Origin of the sequence: Yersinia sp. 22-579, assembly GCF_030433455.1 — a bacterium.
GTDB lineage: Bacteria > Pseudomonadota > Gammaproteobacteria > Enterobacterales > Enterobacteriaceae > Yersinia > Yersinia enterocolitica.
In genome coordinates this window covers 1-23994 of record NZ_JAUJTZ010000027.1, presented here as the reverse complement: position 1 = coordinate 23994, position 23994 = coordinate 1, and the positions used below count along the sequence as shown (strand labels likewise).

Genomic DNA, 23994 nt, shown 5'->3' with positions numbered 1-23994 from the left:
TGGTTTCAGGGCAGACAGAGTGGGTCGACTTTTCAGCGAGCTGAGGAACCCTATGGTTTACTCCTATACCGAGAAAAAACGTATTCGTAAGGATTTTGGTAAACGTCCACAAGTTTTGGACATACCTTATCTCCTTTCTATCCAACTTGACTCGTTCCAGAAATTTATCGAGCAAGATCCTGAAGGACAGTACGGCCTGGAAGCAGCATTCCGTTCTGTTTTCCCAATCCAGAGCTACAGCGGCAATTCGGAGCTGCAATACGTTAGCTACCGTCTTGGTGAGCCAGTATTTGACGTCAAAGAGTGCCAGATCCGTGGTGTGACTTATTCCGCACCGCTGCGCGTAAAACTGCGCCTGGTCATCTATGAGCGCGAAGCCCCGGAAGGTACGGTCAAAGACATCAAAGAACAAGAAGTCTACATGGGTGAAATTCCACTCATGACCGAAAACGGTACCTTTGTCATTAATGGTACTGAGAGGGTTATCGTATCTCAGCTGCATCGTAGTCCTGGCGTATTCTTTGACAGTGATAAGGGTAAAACCCATTCATCGGGTAAAGTGCTGTATAACGCACGTATCATCCCTTACCGCGGTTCATGGTTAGATTTCGAGTTTGACCCGAAAGACAACCTGTTTGTCCGTATTGACCGTCGTCGTAAGCTGCCGGCAACCATCATTCTGCGTGCATTGAATTTCACCACTGCACAGATCCTGGATCTGTTCTTTGAAAAAGTGGTCTTTGAGATTCGTGACAACAAGCTGCAGATGGAATTGGTTCCTGAGCGCCTGCGCGGTGAAACGGCATCCTTTGATATTGAAGCGAATGGCAAAGTTTACGTCGAGAAAGCTCGTCGTATTACTGCTCGCCATATTCGCCAGCTTGAAAAAGACGGCATTGATCGCATCGAAGTTCCGGTTGAATACATTGCCGGTAAAGTGGTCGCTAAAGACTACATCGATGAGAACACTGGTGAGCTTATCTGTGCAGCCAACATGGAGCTGTCACTAGATTTGCTGGCTAAACTGAGCCAAGCCGGTCACAAGCAAATCGAAACATTGTTCACCAACGACTTGGATCACGGTGCTTATATCTCCGAGACCCTGCGTGTTGATCCAACCAGCGATCGTCTGAGCGCTTTGGTTGAGATTTACCGCATGATGCGTCCTGGTGAGCCACCAACACGTGAAGCAGCTGAAAACCTGTTTGAGAACCTGTTCTTCTCTGAAGACCGCTATGATTTGTCAGCGGTTGGCCGGATGAAGTTCAACCGTTCACTGCTGCGCGACGAGATCGAAGGTTCCGGTATCCTGAGCAAAGAAGACATCACTGAAGTGATGAAGAAGCTCATCGATATCCGTAACGGTAAAGGCGAAGTGGATGATATCGACCACTTAGGCAACCGTCGTATTCGTTCCGTTGGTGAAATGGCTGAAAACCAGTTCCGTGTTGGTCTGGTTCGTGTTGAGCGTGCAGTTAAAGAGCGTTTGTCTCTGGGCGACCTCGACACACTGATGCCTCAGGACATGATCAACGCCAAGCCTATTTCGGCTGCGGTGAAAGAGTTCTTTGGTTCCAGCCAGTTGTCACAATTTATGGACCAGAACAACCCGTTGTCTGAGATTACGCATAAACGCCGTATCTCTGCATTGGGCCCGGGCGGTTTGACCCGTGAACGTGCTGGCTTTGAAGTTCGAGACGTACACCCGACTCACTACGGTCGCGTATGTCCAATCGAAACGCCAGAAGGTCCAAACATCGGTCTGATCAACTCCTTGTCCGTGTACGCACAGACCAACGAGTATGGTTTCCTGGAAACCCCTTATCGTCGCGTGCGCGATGGTGTGGTGACCGATGAAATTAACTATCTGTCTGCTATTGAAGAAGGCAACTTCGTTATCGCTCAGGCGAACTCCAACCTGGACGAAGACGGCCGCTTCATCGAAGACTTGGTCACTTGTCGTAGCAAAGGCGAATCAAGCCTGTTCAGCCGCGATCAAGTTGACTACATGGACGTTTCCACTCAACAGGTGGTGTCCGTTGGTGCTTCTCTGATTCCATTCCTGGAACACGATGACGCCAACCGCGCCTTGATGGGTGCGAACATGCAACGTCAGGCAGTTCCTACTCTGCGTGCTGATAAGCCGTTGGTGGGTACTGGTATGGAACGTGCGGTAGCGGTTGACTCAGGGGTAACCTCTGTAGCCAAACGTGGCGGTACCGTTCAGTACGTAGATGCATCCCGTATCGTGATTAAAGTTAACGAAGACGAGATGTATCCGGGCGAAGCAGGTATTGATATTTATAACCTGACCAAATACACCCGTTCTAACCAGAACACCTGTATCAACCAGATGCCGTGTGTAAATCTGGGTGAGCCAATCGAGCGCGGTGACGTGCTGGCAGATGGCCCATCGACAGACCTGGGCGAACTGGCATTGGGTCAGAACATGCGTGTAGCGTTCATGCCTTGGAACGGTTACAACTTCGAAGACTCCATCTTGGTCTCCGAACGCGTGGTGCAAGAAGATCGCTTCACAACTATCCACATTCAGGAACTGGCATGTGTGTCTCGTGACACCAAGCTGGGGCCAGAAGAGATCACTGCTGACATCCCGAACGTGGGTGAAGCTGCGCTCTCCAAACTGGATGAATCCGGTATCGTGTATATCGGTGCTGAAGTGACTGGCGGCGACATTCTGGTTGGTAAGGTAACACCTAAAGGTGAAACCCAACTGACCCCAGAAGAGAAGCTGTTACGTGCGATCTTCGGTGAGAAAGCGTCTGATGTTAAAGACTCTTCTCTGCGTGTTCCAAACGGTGTTTCCGGTACGGTTATCGATGTACAAGTCTTTACTCGCGACGGCGTAGAAAAAGACAAACGTGCATTGGAAATCGAAGAGATGCAACTGAAGCAGGCTAAGAAAGACCTGACGGAAGAGTTGCAGATCCTGGAAGCGGGCCTGTTTGCACGTATCCATGCAGTACTGGTTTCTGGTGGCATCGAAGCTGACAAGCTGAGCAAATTACCACGTGACCGCTGGCTGGAACTTGGCCTGACTGACGAAGACAAGCAAAACCAGCTGGAACAGTTGGCAGAGCAATACGACGAAATGAAATCCGAATTCGAGAAGAAGATGGATGCCAAGCGTCGTAAGATCACCCAAGGTGATGATTTAGCACCAGGCGTGCTGAAGATCGTCAAGGTGTATCTGGCGGTTAAACGTCAGATTCAACCGGGTGACAAGATGGCCGGTCGTCACGGTAACAAAGGTGTTATCTCTAAGATTAACCCGATCGAAGATATGCCTTACGATGAAAACGGTACGCCGGTAGACATCGTTCTGAACCCGCTGGGCGTACCATCGCGTATGAACATCGGTCAGATTTTGGAAACCCACTTAGGGATGGCAGCGAAAGGCATCGGCGAGAAAATTAACGCCATGCTGAAAAAGCAGGAAGAAGTTGCCAAACTGCGTGAGTTCATCCAGAAAGCCTACGATCTGGGCGATAGTGTTTGTCAGAAAGTTGATCTGAGCACCTTCACCGATGACGAAGTACTGCGTCTGGCTGAGAACCTGAAAAAAGGTATGCCAATCGCAACACCAGTCTTCGATGGTGCGACAGAGAAAGAAATCAAGGAACTGTTACAGCTGGGTGGCCTGCCAACTTCTGGTCAGATTACTCTGTTTGACGGCCGTACCGGCGAGCAATTCGAACGTCAGGTTACTGTCGGCTACATGTACATGCTGAAACTGAACCACTTGGTTGATGACAAGATGCATGCGCGTTCTACCGGTTCTTACAGCCTGGTTACTCAGCAGCCGCTGGGTGGTAAGGCTCAGTTCGGTGGTCAGCGCTTCGGTGAGATGGAAGTGTGGGCGTTGGAAGCTTATGGCGCCGCGTACACATTGCAGGAAATGCTTACCGTCAAGTCCGACGATGTAAACGGCCGTACCAAGATGTACAAAAACATCGTGGATGGCGATCACCGTATGGAACCAGGCATGCCGGAGTCCTTCAACGTATTGTTGAAAGAAATCCGCTCGCTGGGCATCAATATCGAGCTGGAAGAAGAGTAATTCTTCGCCAGACGGCAAGCTCTTATAGCCGGGAGCTTGCTGGTGGTTCGCACTGGTCACAGGGGCGCTCAAACTTAGGTTTTTATATGCTTAGGTTTGAGCGCCTATCAGGTCTAACTCCGACAGGAGCCAATCCGTGAAAGACTTATTAAAGTTTCTGAAAGCGCAAACTAAGACCGAAGAGTTTGATGCGATCAAAATTGCTCTGGCCTCGCCAGACATGATCCGTTCCTGGTCATTCGGTGAAGTTAAAAAGCCGGAAACCATTAACTACCGTACGTTCAAACCAGAACGTGACGGCCTTTTCTGCGCCCGTATCTTTGGCCCAGTAAAAGATTACGAATGCCTGTGCGGTAAGTACAAGCGTTTGAAACACCGCGGTGTTATTTGTGAGAAATGCGGCGTTGAAGTGACTCAAACCAAAGTACGCCGTGAGCGTATGGGTCACATCGAACTGGCTTCTCCGACTGCGCACATCTGGTTCCTGAAATCGCTGCCATCCCGCATCGGTTTGCTGTTGGATATGCCATTACGTGACATCGAACGTGTACTGTACTTCGAATCCTATGTGGTTGTTGAAGGCGGTATGACCAACCTGGAACGTCGTCAGATCCTGACTGAAGAGCAGTATCTGGACGCGTTGGAAGAGTTTGGTGATGAGTTCGACGCGAAAATGGGCGCCGAAGCTATTCAGGCCTTGTTGAAAAACATGGATCTGGAAGCAGAGTGCGAGATCCTGCGCGAAGAATTGAACGAAACAAATTCTGAAACCAAGCGTAAGAAGCTGACCAAGCGTATCAAGTTGCTGGAAGCGTTCGTACAGTCTGGCAACAAGCCAGAGTGGATGATCCTGACCGTGCTGCCTGTGCTGCCGCCAGATCTGCGTCCATTGGTTCCGTTAGATGGCGGTCGTTTTGCGACTTCTGATCTGAACGATTTGTATCGTCGCGTGATCAACCGTAACAACCGTCTGAAACGCCTGCTGGACTTGGCTGCTCCGGACATCATCGTGCGCAACGAAAAGCGTATGCTGCAAGAAGCAGTAGATGCATTGCTGGATAACGGCCGTCGCGGTCGTGCGATTACCGGCTCTAACAAGCGTCCGTTGAAGTCACTGGCTGACATGATCAAAGGTAAGCAAGGTCGTTTCCGTCAGAACTTGCTGGGTAAACGTGTTGACTACTCAGGCCGTTCGGTTATTACCGTTGGTCCATACCTGCGTCTGCATCAGTGCGGTCTGCCGAAGAAAATGGCTCTTGAGCTGTTCAAACCGTTCATCTACGGCAAGCTGGAATTGCGTGGTCTTGCTACCACCATTAAAGCCGCCAAGAAGATGGTTGAGCGTGAAGAAGCAGTTGTTTGGGATATCCTGGATGAAGTTATCCGCGAACACCCAGTGCTGCTGAACCGTGCACCAACCCTTCACCGTTTGGGTATCCAGGCGTTTGAACCGGTTCTGATCGAAGGTAAAGCAATCCAGTTGCACCCACTGGTTTGTGCGGCATATAACGCCGACTTCGATGGTGACCAAATGGCTGTTCACGTACCGCTGACACTGGAAGCTCAGTTAGAAGCACGTGCGTTGATGATGTCTACCAACAACATCCTGTCACCAGCGAACGGCGAGCCAATCATCGTTCCTTCTCAGGACGTTGTATTGGGTCTGTATTACATGACCCGTGACTGTGTTAACGCCAAAGGCGAAGGCATGGTACTGACTGGCCCGAAAGAAGCTGAGCGTATTTATCGCGCTGGCCTGGCATCTCTGCATGCGCGGGTAAAAGTCCGTATTACTGAAGAAATTCGTAATACCGAAGGCGAAAGCACTTCGCGTACCAGCATTATCGATACGACTGTAGGTCGTGCTATTTTGTGGATGATCGTCCCGAAAGGCCTGCCTTACTCTATCGTTAATCAGCCGCTGGGCAAAAAAGCTATCTCCAAGATGCTGAACACCTGTTACCGCATCCTGGGCTTGAAGCCAACGGTTATCTTTGCTGACCAGATCATGTACACCGGTTTTGCTTACGCAGCACGCTCAGGCGCCTCTGTAGGTATCGATGACATGGTTATCCCAGAAGCGAAAGCAGGGATCATCGAAGAAGCTGAAACTGAAGTTGCCGAGATCCAGGAACAGTTCCAATCCGGTCTGGTAACAGCAGGCGAACGTTATAACAAAGTGATCGATATCTGGGCCGCGGCTAACGAACGTGTTGCCAAGGCGATGATGGATAACTTGTCTGTAGAAGATGTTGTCAACCGTGACGGCGTTGTCGAACAGCAAGTATCATTCAACAGCATCTTTATGATGGCCGACTCCGGTGCGCGTGGTTCTGCTGCACAGATTCGTCAGCTAGCAGGGATGCGTGGTCTGATGGCTAAGCCAGATGGCTCGATCATTGAAACGCCAATCACCGCGAACTTCCGTGAAGGTTTGAACGTACTTCAGTACTTCATCTCAACCCACGGTGCGCGTAAAGGTTTGGCGGATACCGCATTGAAAACTGCGAACTCCGGTTACCTGACTCGTCGTTTAGTTGACGTGGCACAGGATCTGGTCGTAACCGAAGACGATTGTGGTACCCATAACGGTATCGTGATGACCCCGGTTATCGAAGGTGGTGATGTTAAAGAACCACTGCGCGATCGCGTTCTGGGTCGTGTGACCGCTGAAGAAGTTATCAAGCCGGGTACGGCTGATATTCTGGTTCCGCGTAACACCCTGTTGGACGAAAAATGGTGTGATCTGTTAGAAGAAAACTCCGTCGACAGCGTTAAAGTTCGTTCAGTAGTAAGCTGTGAAACTGACTTTGGTGTGTGTGCAAACTGCTATGGTCGCGACCTGGCACGTGGTCACATCATCAACAAAGGTGAAGCGGTTGGTGTTATTGCAGCACAGTCCATCGGTGAGCCGGGTACCCAGCTTACGATGCGTACGTTCCACATCGGTGGTGCGGCATCTCGTGCGGCAGCAGAGTCCAGCATTCAGGTTAAGAACAAAGGCAGCTTGAAACTGAGCAACGTCAAGTTCGTTACCAATGCAGCGGGCAAGCTGGTTATTACTTCTCGTAATACCGAGCTGAAACTGATCGACGAATTCGGCCGTACTAAAGAAAGCTACAAAGTGCCTTACGGTGCTGTAATGGCTAAAGGCGATGGCGCAGAAGTCCAGGGCGGCGAAACCGTTGCTAACTGGGATCCGCACATCATGCCAGTTGTGACCGAAGTGAGCGGTTTCATCCGCTTCGCGGACATGATTGACGGCCAGACCATTACACGCCAGACCGACGAACTGACTGGTTTGTCTTCTCTGGTGGTATTGGACAGCGCAGAGCGTACCGGTAGCGGTAAAGACCTGCGTCCGGCACTGAAAATCGTTGATGCCAAAGGTGACGACGTATTGATCCCAGGTACTGATATGCCTGCTCAATACTTCCTGCCAGGTAAAGCGATTGTACAGCTGGAAGACGGTATTCAGATCGGTGCGGGTGATACCCTGGCGCGTATTCCTCAGGAATCAAGCGGTACCAAGGATATTACCGGTGGTCTGCCACGTGTTGCTGACTTGTTCGAAGCACGTCGTCCGAAAGAGCCTGCAATCCTGGCTGAAATCAGCGGGATCATCTCGTTCGGTAAAGAGACCAAAGGCAAGCGCCGTCTGGTTATCTCACCGTTGGATGGTAGCGATGCATACGAAGAGATGATTCCGAAATGGCGTCAGCTCAACGTGTTCGAAGGTGAAATTGTAGAACGCGGTGACGTGGTTTCCGATGGCCCAGAATCTCCACACGACATTCTGCGTCTGCGTGGTGTTCACGCGGTAACTCGTTACATCACCAACGAAGTGCAGGAAGTTTACCGTCTGCAAGGCGTTAAGATTAACGATAAACACATCGAAGTTATCGTTCGTCAGATGCTGCGTAAAGGCACTATCGTTGATGCAGGTAGCACCGACTTCCTGGAAGGCGAGCAGGCAGAAATGTCTCGCGTTAAAATCGCTAACCGTAAGCTGGCAGCTGAAGGCAAAATCGAGGCTACGTTTACACGTGACCTGCTGGGTATCACCAAGGCATCCTTGGCGACCGAGTCCTTCATCTCTGCGGCTTCGTTCCAGGAAACCACGCGCGTTCTTACTGAAGCGGCAGTTGCCGGTAAACGTGATGAACTGCGTGGCCTGAAAGAGAACGTTATCGTGGGCCGTCTGATCCCAGCCGGTACCGGTTACGCTTATCATCAGGATCGTATGCGCCGTAAAGCACAGGGTGAAGCACCAGTAGTTCCGCAAGTGAGCGCGGACGAAGCGACTGCTAACCTGGCTGAATTGCTCAACGCTGGTTTTGGTAACAGCAAAGACTAATCTCTTTGTTCGTCACCAACGTAAAAACCGCTCCTTTCGGGGCGGTTTTTTTTTGCTTATTTTTCATAAAGAAAGTACGAAATTTATTGGGATATGCGCCCAAAATGACGATCCCAATCCTTCCATACGGGTTGTAGCCCTGCCAGCGTTAGTGCTTGAGCCACCTGCTCAGGCGTTCGATTATCATGGGGGGCAAATTGCTCAAGCTCTGGATGGTCATCGGCATATCCGCCCGGCTGCGTTTTCGACCCTGCACTGACATTATTTATCGCCAGCGGAATCACGTTATCGCGGAAGAACGGTGATTCACGAGTCGAGAGTGATAGCTCCACATCCGGTGCAAACAGGCGGAAAGCACAAATCAGTTGCAGCAATTGTGGTTCGCTCATCAGAGAAGCAGGCTCAATTCCCCCGGCACACGGGCGTAAACGTGGGAATGAAATTGAGTAGCGACTCTGCCAATAAGTTTGTTGCAGGTAAAACAGATGCTCCGCCAGCATGTAGCAGTCGGTACGCCAACTGTTTGATAAACCAATCAAAGCACCTAGCCCGATCTTATCGATCCCAGCGCGTCCCAGACGATCTGGAGTTGCCAGCCGCCAATGGAAATCCTGTTTATGGCCGCGCAAATGATGTTGCTGATAAGTCGCCGGATGATAGGTTTCTTGATAAACCATCACGCCATCCAATCCCAGCATTTTGAGCTCTGCATACTCTTCTTCTGCCAATGGCTGAACTTCCATCATCAGTGAGCTGAATTGATTGCGAATAGTTGGAAAATGACGGCGGAAATAGTCCATTCCCACTTTTGCCTGATGCTCACCGGTAACCAGCAGTAAGTGTTCGAAGCCCAGTGCTTTGATGGCTTCACACTCACGGATGATTTCAGTTTCATCCAATGTTTTGCGCTTGATGCGATTACTCATCGAAAAACCGCAGTAAGTACAATCATTGGCACACAGATTGGAAAGATAAAGCGGCACATAAAAACTGACGGTATTGCCAAAACGCTGGCGCGTCAGCTGTTGGGCTTTCTGCGCCATTGGCTCCAGATAAGCCAGAGCTGCAGGTGAAATCAGTGCCATGAGATCTTCACGACTGGGTTTTACCGCGTGAATAGCTCGCTCAACATCTGCGGCGGTTTTACTGTTAATGCGCAGAGAAATATCATCCCAATTCAATTGCTGCCAGCGCTGGCTAAACCCTTCAGACATGATTTTCTTCCTCAAGTTGGCTAAGAAAACCGGTCAGTGGGCTGGTGGCTATTGCCCTATCAAATTGTCGATTACCAAGCCCTGCCTGACGCGCCAATTCGCCAGACTCTACCGCCAAGCGAAATGCATGAGCCATTTGTACCGGTGAGCGAGCAACAGCAATCGCGGTATTCACCAGAACAGCATCAGCGCCTAGCTCTATAGCTTCAAGTGCATGGCTTGGCGCACCAATACCAGCATCAACCACCACTGGCACTTTGGCCTGCTCGATAATAATTTGCAGAAAGTCGCGAGTGCGTAATCCCAAATTTGATCCAATAGGTGCCCCCAATGGCATGACGGCAGCACAGCCGACTTCTTCCAGCCGTTTACACAATACCGGGTCTGCGCCGCAGTAAGGCAGAACCACAAATCCCTCTTTTACCAGTATTTCGGCGGCTTTCAGGGTTTCTATTGGATCGGGCAGCAAATACTTCACATCTGGATGAATTTCCAGTTTTACCCAATGGGTTCCTAGTGCTTCACGTGCCAGGCGCGCGGCGAAAATAGCTTCTTGCGCAGTTTTCGCTCCGGATGTATTAGGCAGTAAGCGCACGCCTAGCTGGCGCAACGGCGCAAGAATGGCATCGTTACCGGCCAGGAGGTCCACCCGCTTCATTGCCATGGTGATCAGTTGTGAACCGGAGGCGCGTAGTGCTTCCAGCATCAATTCAGCCGTGGCAAATTTGCCCGTACCGGTAAATAAACGTGAGGTAAAAGTGGTATCGGCGATCTTCAGCATGTCAGCCTCCGGCAATGGCTTGGAATAGTAAAATGTTGTCACCCTCGTGCAACTGATACTCTTCCCAGTCAGTACGTGGGATGATGACCTGATTGACCGCCAGCGCTGTTCCCGGCTGATGGCGGTTCAGTTGTTGGAGCAACTTTTCAACGGTTATGGTGCATTCCATCTCAAGTGGCTGATCATTAAGCACAATGTTTATATGATCACTCTTCACTGTGAGCCTCCACAGACAGGGCAATGCTTCGCTCGCGTCAGTTGCAAGGTGCTCCAGCTTTGCTGCTTGCCATCGAATAAGCGCAACTTCCCGCTCAATGCTGACGGAAGACCGGCCAGCATTTTGATGGCTTCCAGCGCTTGTAAGGTGCCGATAACGCCGACCACCGGCCCTAAAACACCAGAGGTACGGCAGTTACGCTGCGGTAATTCTTTATCGGGATAAAGGCAGGCGTAGCAACCGTGGGAAAAAGGCGGTTCAATCACCAGCAACTGCCCGCTAAACCCCACGGCACTGCCGCTAATTAAGGTTTTTTGTGCTGTGATACAGGCGGTGTTCACCTGATGGCGGGTTTCCATGTTGTCACTGCAATCGAGCACCAAATCAGCGTTCGCCACCGCATCAGCCAATGCTGCATCTGCCAGTCTGGTATCGAAGGCGACAATCTCAATCAGCGGATTAAGATTTTGCAAATGACGCTGGGCTAACCGCACTTTAGTTTGGTTGCTGGCAGAGGTCTGGTTGATATCGGTGGTACGGTACAGGATTTGGCGCTGTAAGTTGCTCAGATCCAATTGGTCATCGTCAGCCAGTAACAATTTACCGATACCAGCGGCCGCCAAATAGAGTGCGGCAGGGGAGCCAAGGCCACCCAGACCGATGATCAACACGCGAGCACTTTTCAGCTTCAGCTGGCCCTCCGGGCCAATATCTTCCAGCAACAATTGGCGGCTGTAGCGTAAGAATTCACTGTCACTCAGCTCATGCTTGTTTATCATCGCTCAGCTCCTTGCCCTCAATCAGACGTAGCAATTGTGCCGTGGCTTGCTGCCAATCCTCAGCTTGAGTAATGGCGCTAACGACAGCCACACTGCCCACGCCGGTTGCCAATACGGCGGGGACTCGCTCAATACTGATGCCACCGATAGCGACGGTGGGGTAGTCCGGTGTGTTTTCCACCATCTGCTTGAGCACCGCCAGCCCCTGAGGGGATGACGGCATTTGCTTGGTTTGGGTCGGGAAGATATGACCCATTGCAATGTAAGAAGGCCGCACAGCTTTAGCTATCGCCAGTTCGTGCTCATCGTGGGTAGATACCCCGAGCCGCAATCCGGCTTGTTGTATGGCGGCCAAATCAGTGGTCTCCAAATCTTCCTGCCCCAGATGCACACCGTAAGCGCCATGCTTAATCGCCAGTCGCCAGTAATCATTAATAAATAAGCGTGCTTGATAGCGTTTACCCAATGCAATTGCTGCGGCAATATCCTGTTCTACCTGAGTATCATCTAAATCCTTGATACGTAATTGGATAGTGGTTACCCCCGCCGCCAGCAGGCGTTCTATCCACAGCACAGAATCGACGACCGGATACAAGCCAAGGCGCTGTTCAGTCGTCGGAAAACCCTTCCGGGCCGAGAAGAGTGGTGTATCAGATGGTTTCATTATCAGCCTCCGCTTTCAGATTCGCCGGGCTAAGATGTGATTTACTGATATATAACTCACTGCCACGAGAGCGGAACTCGGCTGACATCTGATCCATACCCGATTGCAGTACTTCAATGGGTTGAGCTGCGGCCTGTTCTTGCTTGGCTGCATAATCTCTCACTTCTTGCGAAATCTTCATCGAACAGAATTTCGGCCCACACATCGAGCAAAAGTGAGCGACTTTGCCAGATTCTTGCGGCAGGGTTTCGTCGTGATAGGCCCGTGCTGTTTCAGGATCGAGCGCCAAATTGAACTGATCTTCCCAGCGGAATTCAAAGCGAGCTTTCGACATGGCGTTGTCGCGGATCTGCGCACCGGGATGGCCTTTGGCCAGATCAGCGGCATGGGCTGCGATTTTATAGGTGATAAGACCCTGTTTTACATCTTCTTTATTGGGAAGCCCAAGATGCTCTTTGGGGGTGACGTAACACAGCATGGCACAACCGAACCAGCCAATCATGGCCGCCCCGATACCGGAGGTGAAATGGTCATAGCCGGGGGCAATATCCGTGGTCAACGGGCCTAAGGTATAAAATGGCGCTTCATGACAATGCTCCAACTCTTCGGTCATATTGCGGCGAATCATCTGCATTGGCACATGCCCAGGGCCTTCTATCATCACTTGCACATCATATTCCCAGGCAATTTTGGTCAATTCACCCAAAGTATGCAGCTCGGCAAATTGGGCTTCATCATTGGCATCCTGTATAGAGCCAGGGCGCAAACCATCACCAAGTGATAATGAAACATCATAGGCGGCACAAATTTGGCAAATTTCGCGGAAATGCTGGTACAGGAAGTTTTCCTGATGATGAGAAAGGCACCATTTCGCCATAATCGACCCGCCGCGAGAGACAATACCGGTCAGCCGTTTGGCGGTCATCGGCACATAGCGTAGCAGTACGCCAGCATGAATGGTGAAGTAATCGACACCTTGTTCAGCCTGCTCTAGCAAGGTGTCGCGGAACATTTCCCACGTCAGGTTTTCCGCCACCCCATTCACTTTTTCCAGCGCTTGATAGATAGGGACAGTGCCAATCGGGACCGGGCTATTACGCAGTATCCATTCACGGGTTTCATGAATATAGCGGCCAGTGGACAAGTCCATCACGGTGTCAGCACCCCAGCGGGTAGACCACACCAGTTTTTCCACTTCTTCCTCAATGGAAGAGGTCACAGCAGAGTTACCGATGTTGGCGTTTACTTTCACTAAAAAGTTACGACCAATAATCATTGGTTCAGATTCGGGGTGGTTAATATTTGCTGGAATGATGGCCCGCCCCGCAGCGACTTCCTGTCGGACAAATTCTGCGGTGATATTGTCGGGCAGGTGTGCACCAAATGATTGCCCCGGATGCTGCTGGCGCAAGACTTCGCCGCGAATACGTTCACGCCCCATATTTTCTCGCAGTGCAATGAACTCCATTTCTGGGGTGATGATCCCTTGGCGAGCGTAATGTAATTGAGTAACACATTTGCCTTCGACGGCTTTCTTCGGGCGAGGAAGATGCTCAAAACGCAAATGATCCAAACCTTCATCAGCCAAACGTTGTTGGGTAAAACCAGAGCTAACGGAAGTCAGTGCCGCGGTATCCTGACGATCGGTTATCCAGCTATCGCGTAATTTGGGCAAACCAGCATGGACATCCAGTTTAGCGCTGGGATCGCCATAAGGGCCGGAGGTGTCATACACCGGAATGGCTTCGTTATCTTCATAGTGAGGATCGTCTTTTCCGCCGCCGATCAATGTTGGGCTGAGTTGGATCTCGCGCATTGGCACTTGAATATCGAGCCGCGAGCCTTGCAGATAAATACGTTGTGAGTTGGGGAAAGTGACACCTTGCAAGGTGTCAATAAACGCCTGGGCTTGTTCACGTTGCTGCTTTCGTGGAATAGATTGGCGTGGAATAGAGTGGCGTGGACGTGATGAATCTTTAGCGGTTGTATTATTAAAAATTGTATTATTAGACATAGCAATTCCTACCAATGTGGTTATAGAGCCAATGTGGTTTATAGGGAAAATTGCTTGTCTGGAGCTTGGCGGGAGTAACGATGTTGGCCAGTGACCGGCAGCCACCTATAAGGGGAATGCCGGGCCTGTAGCGATAAATTACTCTTGTTCCCTTCGCGGGTATTAACCCGATCAGGTTCCGCGGATCCCGAATTAACGGTCTCAGCCTGCGTTTGCTTTCGTAAGAAAACAGGTGCTAGGCACTCCGACAAGAGTCCTTACTATACGAGGTTGAATGAAAACTACAATAGTGTGCTGTAAGCTATTTTACTTGCCACTTTGAACTTGGGCAGTGCTCCAAATCCTCACGTACTACGTGTACGCTCCGGTTTGTGCGCGCTGTCCGCATCCAAATTGTCTGCGACAATTACGCTTACTATTAATTTATTAGGTTAATTGGCCTGACTCTTTTTATTTTCTGACTGAGCGGCTTGCCATGACTCTGCAGCCCATTGAATAAGTTGATCTTCCAGCCTAAAACGAGCATCAAGCGCTTCACCGATATCGGATAAAGCTTGTTGAAACTCGGTGCAGCTATCGTCATCGATCTCAATGTTTGTGTAACGATCATGGAATGCCATGATAGTTTGAGTGTTATTTTTTAAAGCAGGGTAAACTTTGGTGGTTAGAGCCATTTTCGGGCTGGACGCACCTTCTACCTGTTTGATAATTCTATCGTAGATATGGAAGTGCCCGGAGGAGAGATAATCCACCAGATTGTGGCAAAAGTTCTCCAGCGCTTTTTCATTAAGCGGGGTATGCTTTCCTTTTTGTGGCTTAATACCGATCACTGTGCAATACGAGACTAAAAGTTCTTTACGTGCATGAAGCCATTGATCAATTAATTCATTACTGCCGCCAACGCGTTGAGTCAGGCTTTCTAGTCGGTTAAGCATGAGATCGACTCCGTGAAGTAATAATGGGTTACAAAAATGTAACAAGCCGGATTCTAGATTGCCAGTGAAGTCGAGGTTGTGCAACAACGATATGGAACTACAACTTACAGGTAAAGAAAGTGGCTGGTGGATTGTCAGCCATGAAAACAAATTATGGTTACCAAAAGGGGAGTTACCACAAGGTAACGCGGCCAATTGGTCATTACAGGGCGCGACCGCAAGGCAGATTGGTGAATGGCAAGGGCAGGCGGTTTGGCTGATTCGCCAGATGATGTCTACGGATATGGGGTCAGTGCGGCAATTACTGGATGTCGATCGCGGTTTGTTCCAATTGGCGGGCCGTGGCGTGCAATTAGCCGAGTTTTACCGCTCTCACCGCTATTGTGGCTATTGTGGGCATCAAATGCATGCCAGCCGTACTGAGTGGGCTTGTCTGTGCAATCACTGCCGTGAACGCTATTACCCACAAATTGCCCCGTGCGTGATTGTTGCCATCCGTCGCGGCGATGAGATTTTATTGGCACAACATGTTCGCCATCGTGGTGGTATTAACACGGTGTTAGCCGGGTTTGTCGAAGTGGGGGAGACGTTGGAACAGGCGGTGTCCCGCGAAGTACTGGAAGAAAGTAATATCCACATTAAGAACTTGCGCTACGTGACATCGCAGCCGTGGCCATTCCCGCATTCACTGATGATGGCATTTATGGCGGAGTATGACAGCGGCGAGCTGCGACATGACCCTAAAGAGCTACTGAATGCCGGTTGGTATCGCTATGATCAATTACCATTGTTGCCACCACCAGGCACCGTGGCACGCCGCTTAATTGAAGATACCGTCGTATTATGCCGCGAAGAGCAATAATGTAGTGAGGTGTTGAAAGTAAACACCTTTACTCCATTTATAGAAGAACATACTGATGTAATGGAATATTTTATTCACTCCTCAAGTTCCCCGGAGTAAAAAAGTGCCCATAAACTCAGCCCAACCCACGCAAATATCGAATCGCAATTTTTCACCATTACGCAGTGCCAGTATCCAAGATAACGTAATGTTACACCTACATAACAAAGCAGCGTTAGACAGTAGCAGTAAGGGCGATATCGTGAGGACATTGCTCCTGAAAGGTACTGTTAATATTGCAGGTACTGAAGTAGAAAAGCGTACCATTGCGGTTGGTATTCAAAAAATCTATGAAGAAGAGCTGTTCGATATATTAGATAAGAACCCATCTTATACATTAAAGATGGTTTCACATACGGCAATGCCGCCAACCCCACTGTGTGTGGCGGCAGGAGCTGTTGATACCGCTATGCACCCAGATATTAAAAGCAACCAGGCGAGCCAAAAAACTATTACAGATCGTGCTACAACGCTTAAAAATCTGCTTTCTATCCCCCGCCAATTCAGTTATGCCGCTATTTACGATAAACCACGAGATGATGTTGACCAACAAGTCAATTTCGATCAGGCAGTGGCTACCTGGCCGAATCTTTTTGCTGTTCAAACAGAGCAAGAGGGGGAAGCTCAAGCGCTAACCGGTGCCACTTATTATCTTTCCGATGAAAAGGGGAAAACTCATGTTTTTGGTATTCGCATCAGCCAAGCGAATAAACCCAGTGACGAGCAGGTACAACTTTTTCAGGGCCTATTGGCGAGTCATAATGTTGAGAATAAATTAGCTCCGTTAAATCACCTACTTGTAAATAATACTCATAACGTGCCTCACTCATTTTAAACTAACCAGAATGAATCATTACAGCTCCCTTAATCGCGTCGGCACTTAGCAGGAAAGTATTATCTGGCATGCTACAATGCGTGCGGATAATCAAGGGAGCTTTATCATGAATGAGTTGAAAAACGATCGCTATCTGCGTGCTTTGCTACGCCAGCCGGTAGATGTCACCCCGGTGTGGATGATGCGCCAGGCAGGCCGCTATTTGCCAGAGTATAAAGCCACCCGCGCTATTGCCGGGGATTTTATGTCGCTGTGTAAAAATGCTGAATTGGCCTGTGAAGTGACGATGCAACCATTGCGTCGTTATCCGCTGGATGCGGCGATTCTGTTTTCCGACATTCTGACTATTCCCGATGCAATGGGGCTGGGGTTGTACTTTGAAACCGGCGAAGGCCCGCGTTTTCAATCTCCGATTACCTGTCGTGCAGATGTTGAAAAGCTCCCTATTCCCGATCCTGAGCAGGAATTGGGTTATGTCATGAACGCGGTGAGAACCATCCGCCGTGAGCTGGCCGGTGCGGTGCCATTAATTGGCTTTTCCGGCAGCCCGTGGACATTGGCGACTTATATGGTTGAAGGTGGCAGTAGTAAGGCCTTCACCAAACTGAAGAAAATGATGTATGCCGAGCCGCAGACTTTGCATTTGTTGCTGGATAAATTGGCTGACAGTGTCATTTTGTATCTCAATGCTCAAATCAAAGCTGGCGCGCAATCTGTGATGGTCTTTGATACCTGGGGCGGGGTACTGACCGGGCGTGATTATGTAGAGTTCTCCTTGAATTACATGCATAAAATCGTTGACGGCTTAATCCGCGAAAACGATGGGCGTCGGGTACCAGTGACCTTGTTCACCAAAGGCGGTGGACAATGGCTGGAAGCGATGGCCGCCACCGGTTGTGATGCTTTGGGACTGGATTGGACTACAGACATTGCCGATGCGCGCCGCCGGGTTGGCGACAAAGTTGCTCTACAAGGCAATATGGACCCTTCCATTCTTTATGCGCCTGCTGCGCGTATCGAGGAAGAAGTCAGTACCATTCTGGCCGGTTTTGGTCAGGGTGAAGGGCATGTATTTAATCTGGGCCACGGTATCCATCAGGATGTCCCACCAGAACATGCGGGTGCTTTTGTGAAGGCAGTCCATGCATTATCAAAACCTTATCACCAAAAGTAATCAATCTATAGACAGGGTGGCAGATGGTAGACACCAAAGCGTTACGGGCAGAACAGCTGCAACGCGCATCTGAAATTAGTCTTCAGGATGATATCGCAAGTGAGTCAGTGCGCTTTATCGCGGGAGCAGATGTTGGTTTTGAGCAGCAAGGGGAAGTGACCCGTGCTGCGATTGCCGTTTTACGTTACCCCTCGCTCGAATTGGTGGAATATCAGGTTGCCCGCGTGGCAACTTCACTCCCGTATATCCCCGGTTTACTCTCTTTTCGTGAATATCCTGCATTATTAGCCGCTTGGGCGCAGATACAACAACGACCTCAACTGGTTTTTGTTGATGGGCAGGGAATAGCACATCCTCGTCGTTTAGGGGTTGCCAGCCATTTTGGCTTGCTGGTAGATGTCCCGACCATTGGTGTTGCCAAAAGCCGCTTATGCGGGCATTTTGAGCCATTGGGCGACGATAACGGCGCATTGCAGCCTTTGGTTGATGCCGATGAGCAGCTAGGTTGGGTATGGCGCAGCAAAAAACGTTGTAATCCGCTATTTATTTCACCCGGCCACCGGGTGAGTGTTGGCAGCGCATTAGAGTGGGTTCAACATTGCATGGCGGGTTACCGTTTGCCGGAACCGACCCGTTGGGCCGATGCTATCGCGTCAAACCGCCCGCAATTTCAACGGTGGGTGCGGAAAAGTCCTGATTTGCTTGGCAAGCATAGGGATATGATTTAATTTCGGGTACACTGCCGCGCAGATAATGAATAATGAGAACTCATCATGATACGTAATCCGATTCATCTACGTCTCGAAAAGCTGGAAAGTTGGCAACACCTGACTTTCATGGCTTGCTTGTGCGAGCGGATGTATCCCAACTATCAGCAATTTTGCCTGGAAACCGAGTTTGGTGATCCGGCCGTTTACCGACGTATTCTGGATCTTATCTGGGAAACTTTGGTGGTAAAAGACGCTAAGGTTAATTTTGATAGCCAATTAGAGAAGCTGGAAGAGGCAATTCCTTCCGCTGATGACTATGCTATCTACGGTGTTTACCCTGCCATCGATGCCTGTATTGCTTTAAGTGAAGCTATTCATTCACGTTTGAGTGGCGAAACTTTAGAGCATGCTATCGCTATCAGCGAAACGTCAATCCGTACCGTTGCGATGTTGGAAATGACATTGGCTGGCAAAGAAATGACCGATGAAGAACTGAAAATCTTGCCCACGATTGAAGAAGAATGGGATATCCAATGGGAGATTTTCCGCCTGTTAGCTGACTGCGAAGAGCGCGACCTGGATCTGATTAAAGGGTTACGTTCTGACCTACGGGAAGCGGCTGTTAGCAACATTGGCATAAATTTAACGCAATAAGGCAAGAAAACGTGATTTAACGCCTGATTTGTCACGTCTTAAGGCTTCACATCTGCCCCCTGTCTGTTCTACATTTGGGGGGCGAAAAAAAGTGGCTATCGGTGCGTGTATGCAGGAGAGTGCTGTCAATCGGCATATCCGTCGCACTCGATGCTTTGCAAACGATAAACACACTGTAAGGATAACTTATGAATAAGACTCAACTGATTGACGTAATCGCGGACAAAGCGGACCTTTCTAAAGCTCAAGCAAAAGCGGCTTTGGAATCCACACTGGCTGCAATTACCGAATCTCTGAAAGAGGGTGATGCAGTACAATTGGTTGGTTTTGGTACCTTCAAAGTAAACCATCGTAATGAGCGCACTGGCCGCAACCCACAAACCGGTAAAGAAATCAAAATTGCTGCAGCTAATGTGCCAGCGTTTGTTTCTGGTAAGGCATTGAAAGACGCTGTTAAATCTTAATAGTGTGTCAGTGAAAATAATAAACGGGGGGGTGGCAAAGCCCCTTTTGTTTATGCAGCGGGTGCTGATGACCCTCGGTCTAGCCTTTGGTCTCAGCGCCTGTAGCAGTCAGTCCGGTTCCCCTCAATTCAGTGCCAGCGGTTATATCGCCGACAGCGGTGTCGTGCGTTTATGGCGCCAGGATAATGCACAACAGCAACCACAAGTGCTGATGAGCGTTTACAGCCCCTACTCCGGGGGTAACACTCGCGTGACTTTCTACGAATATCAACATGGCGTATTGCGGGAAATCCGGCGCAATGACCTGGGTGATGATCCACAAAGTGTCGAGTTACGTTTTGATGAGCAAGGGCAGGTCAGTTTTATGCAACGCCAACTGGCAACACGGCGTGAGCAACTCTCGGTTGATAATATTGCCGTTTATCAATTGGAAGCTAAGCGGATTCTGGAACTGAGTAGCGCGCTGCGTGCCGGTAACGTTCAGTTAATTCAGGGGCGCTGGCAAGATGGTATCGTGACAACCTGTGCTGGGAAAACGTTGCGCCTGAGTCTTGATGATAATTCGCAAGCATGGTTGAGTAAACGGGGCGCAAATAGCGCAGAACCATTGGGTGTCGCGTGGCTGGATTCATCGGAAGGACAGCAATTGCTATTGGTTGCTAATCAGGACTTTTGCCGCTGGGAGCCTAAGGCCGGTAGTCTATAAGGCCGAAAGAAGTAGGGCACAGCGAACTGTGCCCACAGAATACAGCGGTAGCGTTATTTACCGCGAGCCACTATTCTTCACAAACTACTATTCTTCACGAACCACTATTTTCACGGGCAATCGCTCGATAGCCAATGTCTTTGCGGCAGAATGCACCTTCCCACTGAATCTTCTCAGCGAGCTTATAGGCATGTTGCTGCGCCTGTGCAACCGTTGCCCCGAGTGCCGTCACACACAACACGCGCCCACCACTGGTCACCACATTATTATTGCTGTCTAGCTTGGTTCCAGCATGGAACACTTTGCCATCAGCTACTTCCTGTTGTGGTAGCCCATGAATGATATCACCCTGACGGTAATCCGCTGGATAGCCACCTGCGGCCAGAACCACACCCAGTGACGGGCGTTCATCCCAGTCAGAAGTTTTCTCATTCAACTTGCCTTGTGCGCCAGCTAAACACAACTCAACCAAATCTGAACGCATGCGTAACATGATTGGTTGGGTTTCCGGGTCGCCAAAACGGCAGTTGAATTCGATAACCTTTGGTTGCCCATCGGCGGAGATCATCAAACCGGCATAAAGAAAACCGGTGTAAACATTACCTTCAGCTGCCATACCACGCACTGTGGGCCAGATAACCTGATCCATAACTCGCTGATGGACTTCATCCGTGACGACAGGTGCCGGAGAATAAGCGCCCATACCGCCGGTATTCGGGCCAGTATCACCATCACCAACGCGCTTATGATCCTGGCTGGTGGCCATCGGTAACACGTTTTCACCATCAACCATCACAATAAAGCTGGCTTCTTCACCATCGAGGAACTCTTCCACCACGATGCGATGGCCGGCATTACCAAACGCATTGCCAGCGAGCATGTCATGAACTGCGGTTTCTGCCTCTTCCAGCGTCATTGCCACAATCACGCCTTTACCGGCAGCCAGTCCATCAGCTTTAATCACGATTGGCGCACCAATTTTGCGTACATAAGCTAAAGCAGGCTCTACCTCGGTGAAATTCTGGTAAAACGCGGTTGGAATATTATGGCGGGCCAGGAAATCTTTGGTGAAAGCTTTAGAACCTTCCAATTGGGCAGCGGCTTGCGTTGGGCCAAAGATAGTCAGGCCCGCCGCGCGGAAGGCATCAACCACACCAATGACGAGTGGTGCTTCTGGGCCGACAATAGTCAGGCCAATATCGTGGCTTTGCGCAAATGCCAGTAAACCGGCAATGTCGGTGGCGGCGATATCAACATTTTCTAGCGTGGGTTCCAGGGCCGTGCCAGCATTACCCGGCGCAACATAAATTTTATCGGCTAAAGGTGACTGTGCTGCTTTCCAGCCCAGCGCATGCTCGCGCCCGCCATTGCCAATAATCAAAATATTCATCTGATGACTCCGTTAAGCGGGTTAATTAATGGCGGAAATGGCGCATGTCGGTAAAGATCATGGCGATACCATGCTCATCAGCCGCAGCAATGACTTCATCGTCACGAATAGAACCACCCGGTTGGATGACACAGGTGATCCCGACGGCTGCTGCCGCATCAATACCGTCGCGGAATGGGAAGAAGGCATCTGAAGCCATGGCAGACCCTGCTACTTCTAAACCTTCATCTGCCGCTTTGATTCCGGCTATCTTGGCCGAGTACACACGACTCATCTGGCCTGCACCTATGCCGATAGTCATATTGTCGCGCGCATAAACAATGGCATTAGATTTAACGAACTTGGCGACTTTCCAGCAGAACAGCGCATCACGCAGCTCTTGTTCGGTCGGCTGGCGTTTAGACACCACACGCAAATCCGCTTCAGTCACCATACCCAAATCGCGGTCTTGTACTAACAAACCACCATTAACACGTTTGAAATCCAGGCCCGCAGAACGATCTTGCCACTGACCACAAGTCAGAACACGCACATTCTGTTTGGCGGCTAACAGCGCCAAAGCTTCAGTACTGACTGATGGGGCAATAATCACTTCAACAAATTGACGGCTGATAATGGCGTTGGCGGTTTCGGCATCCAACTCGCGGTTAAAGGCAATAATGCCGCCGAAAGCTGACGTTGGGTCAGTTTTATAGGCTTTGTCATAGGCGGCCAGCAGAGAGTCAGCAATCGCCACGCCACATGGGTTGGCATGTTTAACTATCACACAAGCTGGTTCGCTAAACTCTTTCACACATTCAAGTGCAGCATCGGTATCAGCAATATTGTTATAAGAGAGGGCTTTGCCTTGTAATTGCTGTGCGGTAGCCACTGATGCTTCTTTCACATCTTCTTCTATATAGAAGGCGGCTTGCTGGTGGCTGTTCTCGCCGTAACGCATATCCTGTTTCTTTATATAGTTAAGATTCAGGGTGCGGGGGAAGCGGCCAGATGGCTGTTCGGTATCACCATGATAAGGTGGCACCAATGCGCCGAAGTAGTTGGCAATCATGCTGTCGTAAGCGGCGGTGTGTTCGAACGCTTTGATCGCCAGGTTGAAACGGGTTGGGTACGTCAATGAACCGTCATTCTCGTCCAGCTCGGCAATAATTGCTGGGTAGTCGCTGCTCTTAACGACAATGGCGACATCTTTATGATTCTTGGCCGCAGAGCGCACCATGGTTGGGCCACCGATGTCGATATTCTCAACGGCGTCTTCCAATGAACAATCCGGGCGGGCCACGGTTTGGGCAAAGGGATATAAATTCACGACTACAATATCAATTGGCTGAATATCATGTTGAGCCATGATTCCATCATCCTGGCCACGACGGCCTAAAATGCCGCCATGTACTTTGGGATGCAAAGTCTTAACGCGTCCGTCCATCATTTCCGGGAAGCCGGTGTAGTCAGACACTTCGGTGACAGGCAGACCTACATCGGCCAGCAGGCGGGCAGTTCCGCCGGTGGAAAGTAATTCGATACCACGTTGTGAAAGTGCCGTGGCGAATTCGATGATGCCGGCTTTGTCAGACACACTGAGCAGAGCACGGCGGATTGGGCGGCGTTGTTGCATGGTTTTATCCCTTGGCTTTGGAGTCGCAGTTGTTCTTCGCAATCAATCAATAGAGCGTTACGTGAATCTCTTCTATCTATATAAAGAGAAAAACAGATTCAGATAACATCCCAATAGCGAGAAATGCCAGCCAGTGGCAACTTTCATGTGAGACCGACCTCTCTACAGCATCAAAATACGCTTTATCGCGGGCGGTATTGACTCATTTTATAAAAACCACTTCATTCCATCGATATTTTGTCCGCGAGGTCACTCTTTTTCGACGCGGGGAATTGTAGCGAAAACGATTGCGTGATGCTCGTCAATTTTGAGAACAGTTTCAATCTGTGGATAAGTTTGTGTACAACAGGGTATAAGGCGGGGTTTTGCTGTGGAATGCAGCAAACAGTCATTTTTATTGAAATTAGCGGTTGCGGGCGGCTGAGAACTCCCTATAATGCGCATCCATCGAGACGGCACACAACGAATCAAGTAGTTAAGTGACCGGCAAAGAGAACAGAGAA

The 23994-nt window shown here is 50.0% G+C and carries 18 protein-coding genes and 1 riboswitch; of the genes, 9 read left to right on the top strand and 9 right to left on the bottom strand.

Annotated features, from left to right (window positions below):
* Positions 1-52 precede the first annotated feature (52 nt).
* Positions 53-4081: a DNA-directed RNA polymerase subunit beta gene (gene rpoB / locus QSV56_RS21495; protein WP_005175701.1), complete on the top strand. Its 4029-nt coding sequence runs from the start codon at positions 53-55 to the stop codon at positions 4079-4081.
* Positions 4082-4217: 136 nt separating this feature from the next.
* Positions 4218-8438, top strand: coding sequence for a DNA-directed RNA polymerase subunit beta' (gene rpoC / locus QSV56_RS21490; protein WP_046050045.1), 4221 nt, complete (start codon positions 4218-4220; stop codon positions 8436-8438).
* Between the two features lie 83 nt (positions 8439-8521).
* On the opposite strand, the gene thiH is transcribed toward rpoC, so the two are convergent.
* The 7 genes from thiH to QSV56_RS21455 form a co-directional block, all read right to left on the bottom strand.
* On the bottom strand, positions 8522-9652 hold the full coding sequence (thiH, locus tag QSV56_RS21485) for a 2-iminoacetate synthase ThiH (protein WP_019084425.1): 1131 nt from the start codon (positions 9650-9652) through the stop codon (positions 8522-8524).
* Entirely contained in the window at positions 9645-10433 is a 789-nt protein-coding gene (locus QSV56_RS21480) for a thiazole synthase (protein ID WP_019084424.1), read from the bottom strand. The genes thiH and QSV56_RS21480 overlap by 8 nt, the downstream gene beginning before the upstream one ends.
* A gap of 1 nt (position 10434) precedes the next feature.
* A complete protein-coding gene (gene thiS, locus QSV56_RS21475; RefSeq protein WP_046050047.1) occupies positions 10435-10650 on the bottom strand; it encodes a sulfur carrier protein ThiS in 216 nt (71 codons plus the stop codon).
* The gene (locus tag QSV56_RS21470; protein WP_019080248.1) at positions 10647-11429 is read right to left on the bottom strand and encodes a HesA/MoeB/ThiF family protein; all 783 of its coding nucleotides are present in this window, start codon (positions 11427-11429) and stop codon (positions 10647-10649) included. Before QSV56_RS21470 ends, thiS begins: the two co-directional genes overlap by 4 nt.
* Entirely contained in the window at positions 11413-12093 is a 681-nt protein-coding gene (gene thiE, locus QSV56_RS21465) for a thiamine phosphate synthase (protein ID WP_301213729.1), read from the bottom strand. Before thiE ends, QSV56_RS21470 begins: the two co-directional genes overlap by 17 nt.
* Entirely contained in the window at positions 12080-14107 is a 2028-nt protein-coding gene (gene thiC / locus QSV56_RS21460) for a phosphomethylpyrimidine synthase ThiC (RefSeq protein ID WP_263698256.1), read from the bottom strand. Before thiC ends, thiE begins: the two co-directional genes overlap by 14 nt.
* A 131-nt stretch (positions 14108-14238) precedes the next feature.
* A riboswitch (TPP riboswitch) is annotated at positions 14239-14364 on the bottom strand.
* 174 nt (positions 14365-14538) lie between these two features.
* Positions 14539-15042 (bottom strand): Rsd/AlgQ family anti-sigma factor, encoded by a 504-nt coding sequence (locus QSV56_RS21455; protein ID WP_046695551.1) that lies wholly within the window; start codon positions 15040-15042, stop codon positions 14539-14541.
* A gap of 91 nt (positions 15043-15133) precedes the next feature.
* On the opposite strand from QSV56_RS21455, the gene nudC reads away from it, so the two are divergent.
* The 7 genes from nudC (at position 15134) to QSV56_RS21420 (ending at position 20486) form a co-directional block, all read left to right on the top strand.
* On the top strand, positions 15134-15904 hold the full coding sequence (gene nudC, locus QSV56_RS21450; RefSeq protein ID WP_019080244.1) for an NAD(+) diphosphatase: 771 nt from the start codon (positions 15134-15136) through the stop codon (positions 15902-15904).
* Between the two features lie 241 nt (positions 15905-16145).
* The gene (locus tag QSV56_RS21445; RefSeq protein WP_301213741.1) at positions 16146-16778 is read left to right on the top strand and encodes a hypothetical protein; all 633 of its coding nucleotides are present in this window, start codon (positions 16146-16148) and stop codon (positions 16776-16778) included.
* A 106-nt stretch (positions 16779-16884) separates the two neighbouring features.
* Positions 16885-17952: a uroporphyrinogen decarboxylase gene (gene hemE / locus QSV56_RS21440; protein ID WP_026018360.1), complete on the top strand. Its 1068-nt coding sequence runs from the start codon at positions 16885-16887 to the stop codon at positions 17950-17952.
* A 23-nt stretch (positions 17953-17975) separates the two neighbouring features.
* Positions 17976-18680, top strand: coding sequence for a deoxyribonuclease V (nfi, locus tag QSV56_RS21435; RefSeq protein ID WP_019080241.1), 705 nt, complete (start codon positions 17976-17978; stop codon positions 18678-18680).
* A gap of 45 nt (positions 18681-18725) precedes the next feature.
* On the top strand, positions 18726-19316 hold the full coding sequence (locus QSV56_RS21430; protein ID WP_301213718.1) for a YjaG family protein: 591 nt from the start codon (positions 18726-18728) through the stop codon (positions 19314-19316).
* 188 nt (positions 19317-19504) lie between these two features.
* A complete protein-coding gene (gene hupA, locus QSV56_RS21425) occupies positions 19505-19780 on the top strand; it encodes a nucleoid-associated protein HU-alpha (RefSeq protein WP_005166072.1) in 276 nt (91 codons plus the stop codon).
* A 52-nt stretch (positions 19781-19832) separates the two neighbouring features.
* A complete protein-coding gene (locus tag QSV56_RS21420; protein ID WP_005175673.1) occupies positions 19833-20486 on the top strand; it encodes a DUF1481 domain-containing protein in 654 nt (217 codons plus the stop codon).
* A gap of 94 nt (positions 20487-20580) precedes the next feature.
* On the opposite strand, the gene purD is transcribed toward QSV56_RS21420, so the two are convergent.
* On the bottom strand, positions 20581-21876 hold the full coding sequence (gene purD / locus QSV56_RS21415; protein WP_019084417.1) for a phosphoribosylamine--glycine ligase: 1296 nt from the start codon (positions 21874-21876) through the stop codon (positions 20581-20583).
* A 25-nt stretch (positions 21877-21901) separates the two neighbouring features.
* Positions 21902-23491, bottom strand: a complete 1590-nt coding sequence (purH, locus tag QSV56_RS21410; RefSeq protein ID WP_050132362.1) for a bifunctional phosphoribosylaminoimidazolecarboxamide formyltransferase/IMP cyclohydrolase — start codon at positions 23489-23491, stop codon at positions 21902-21904.
* Positions 23492-23994 lie beyond the last annotated feature (503 nt).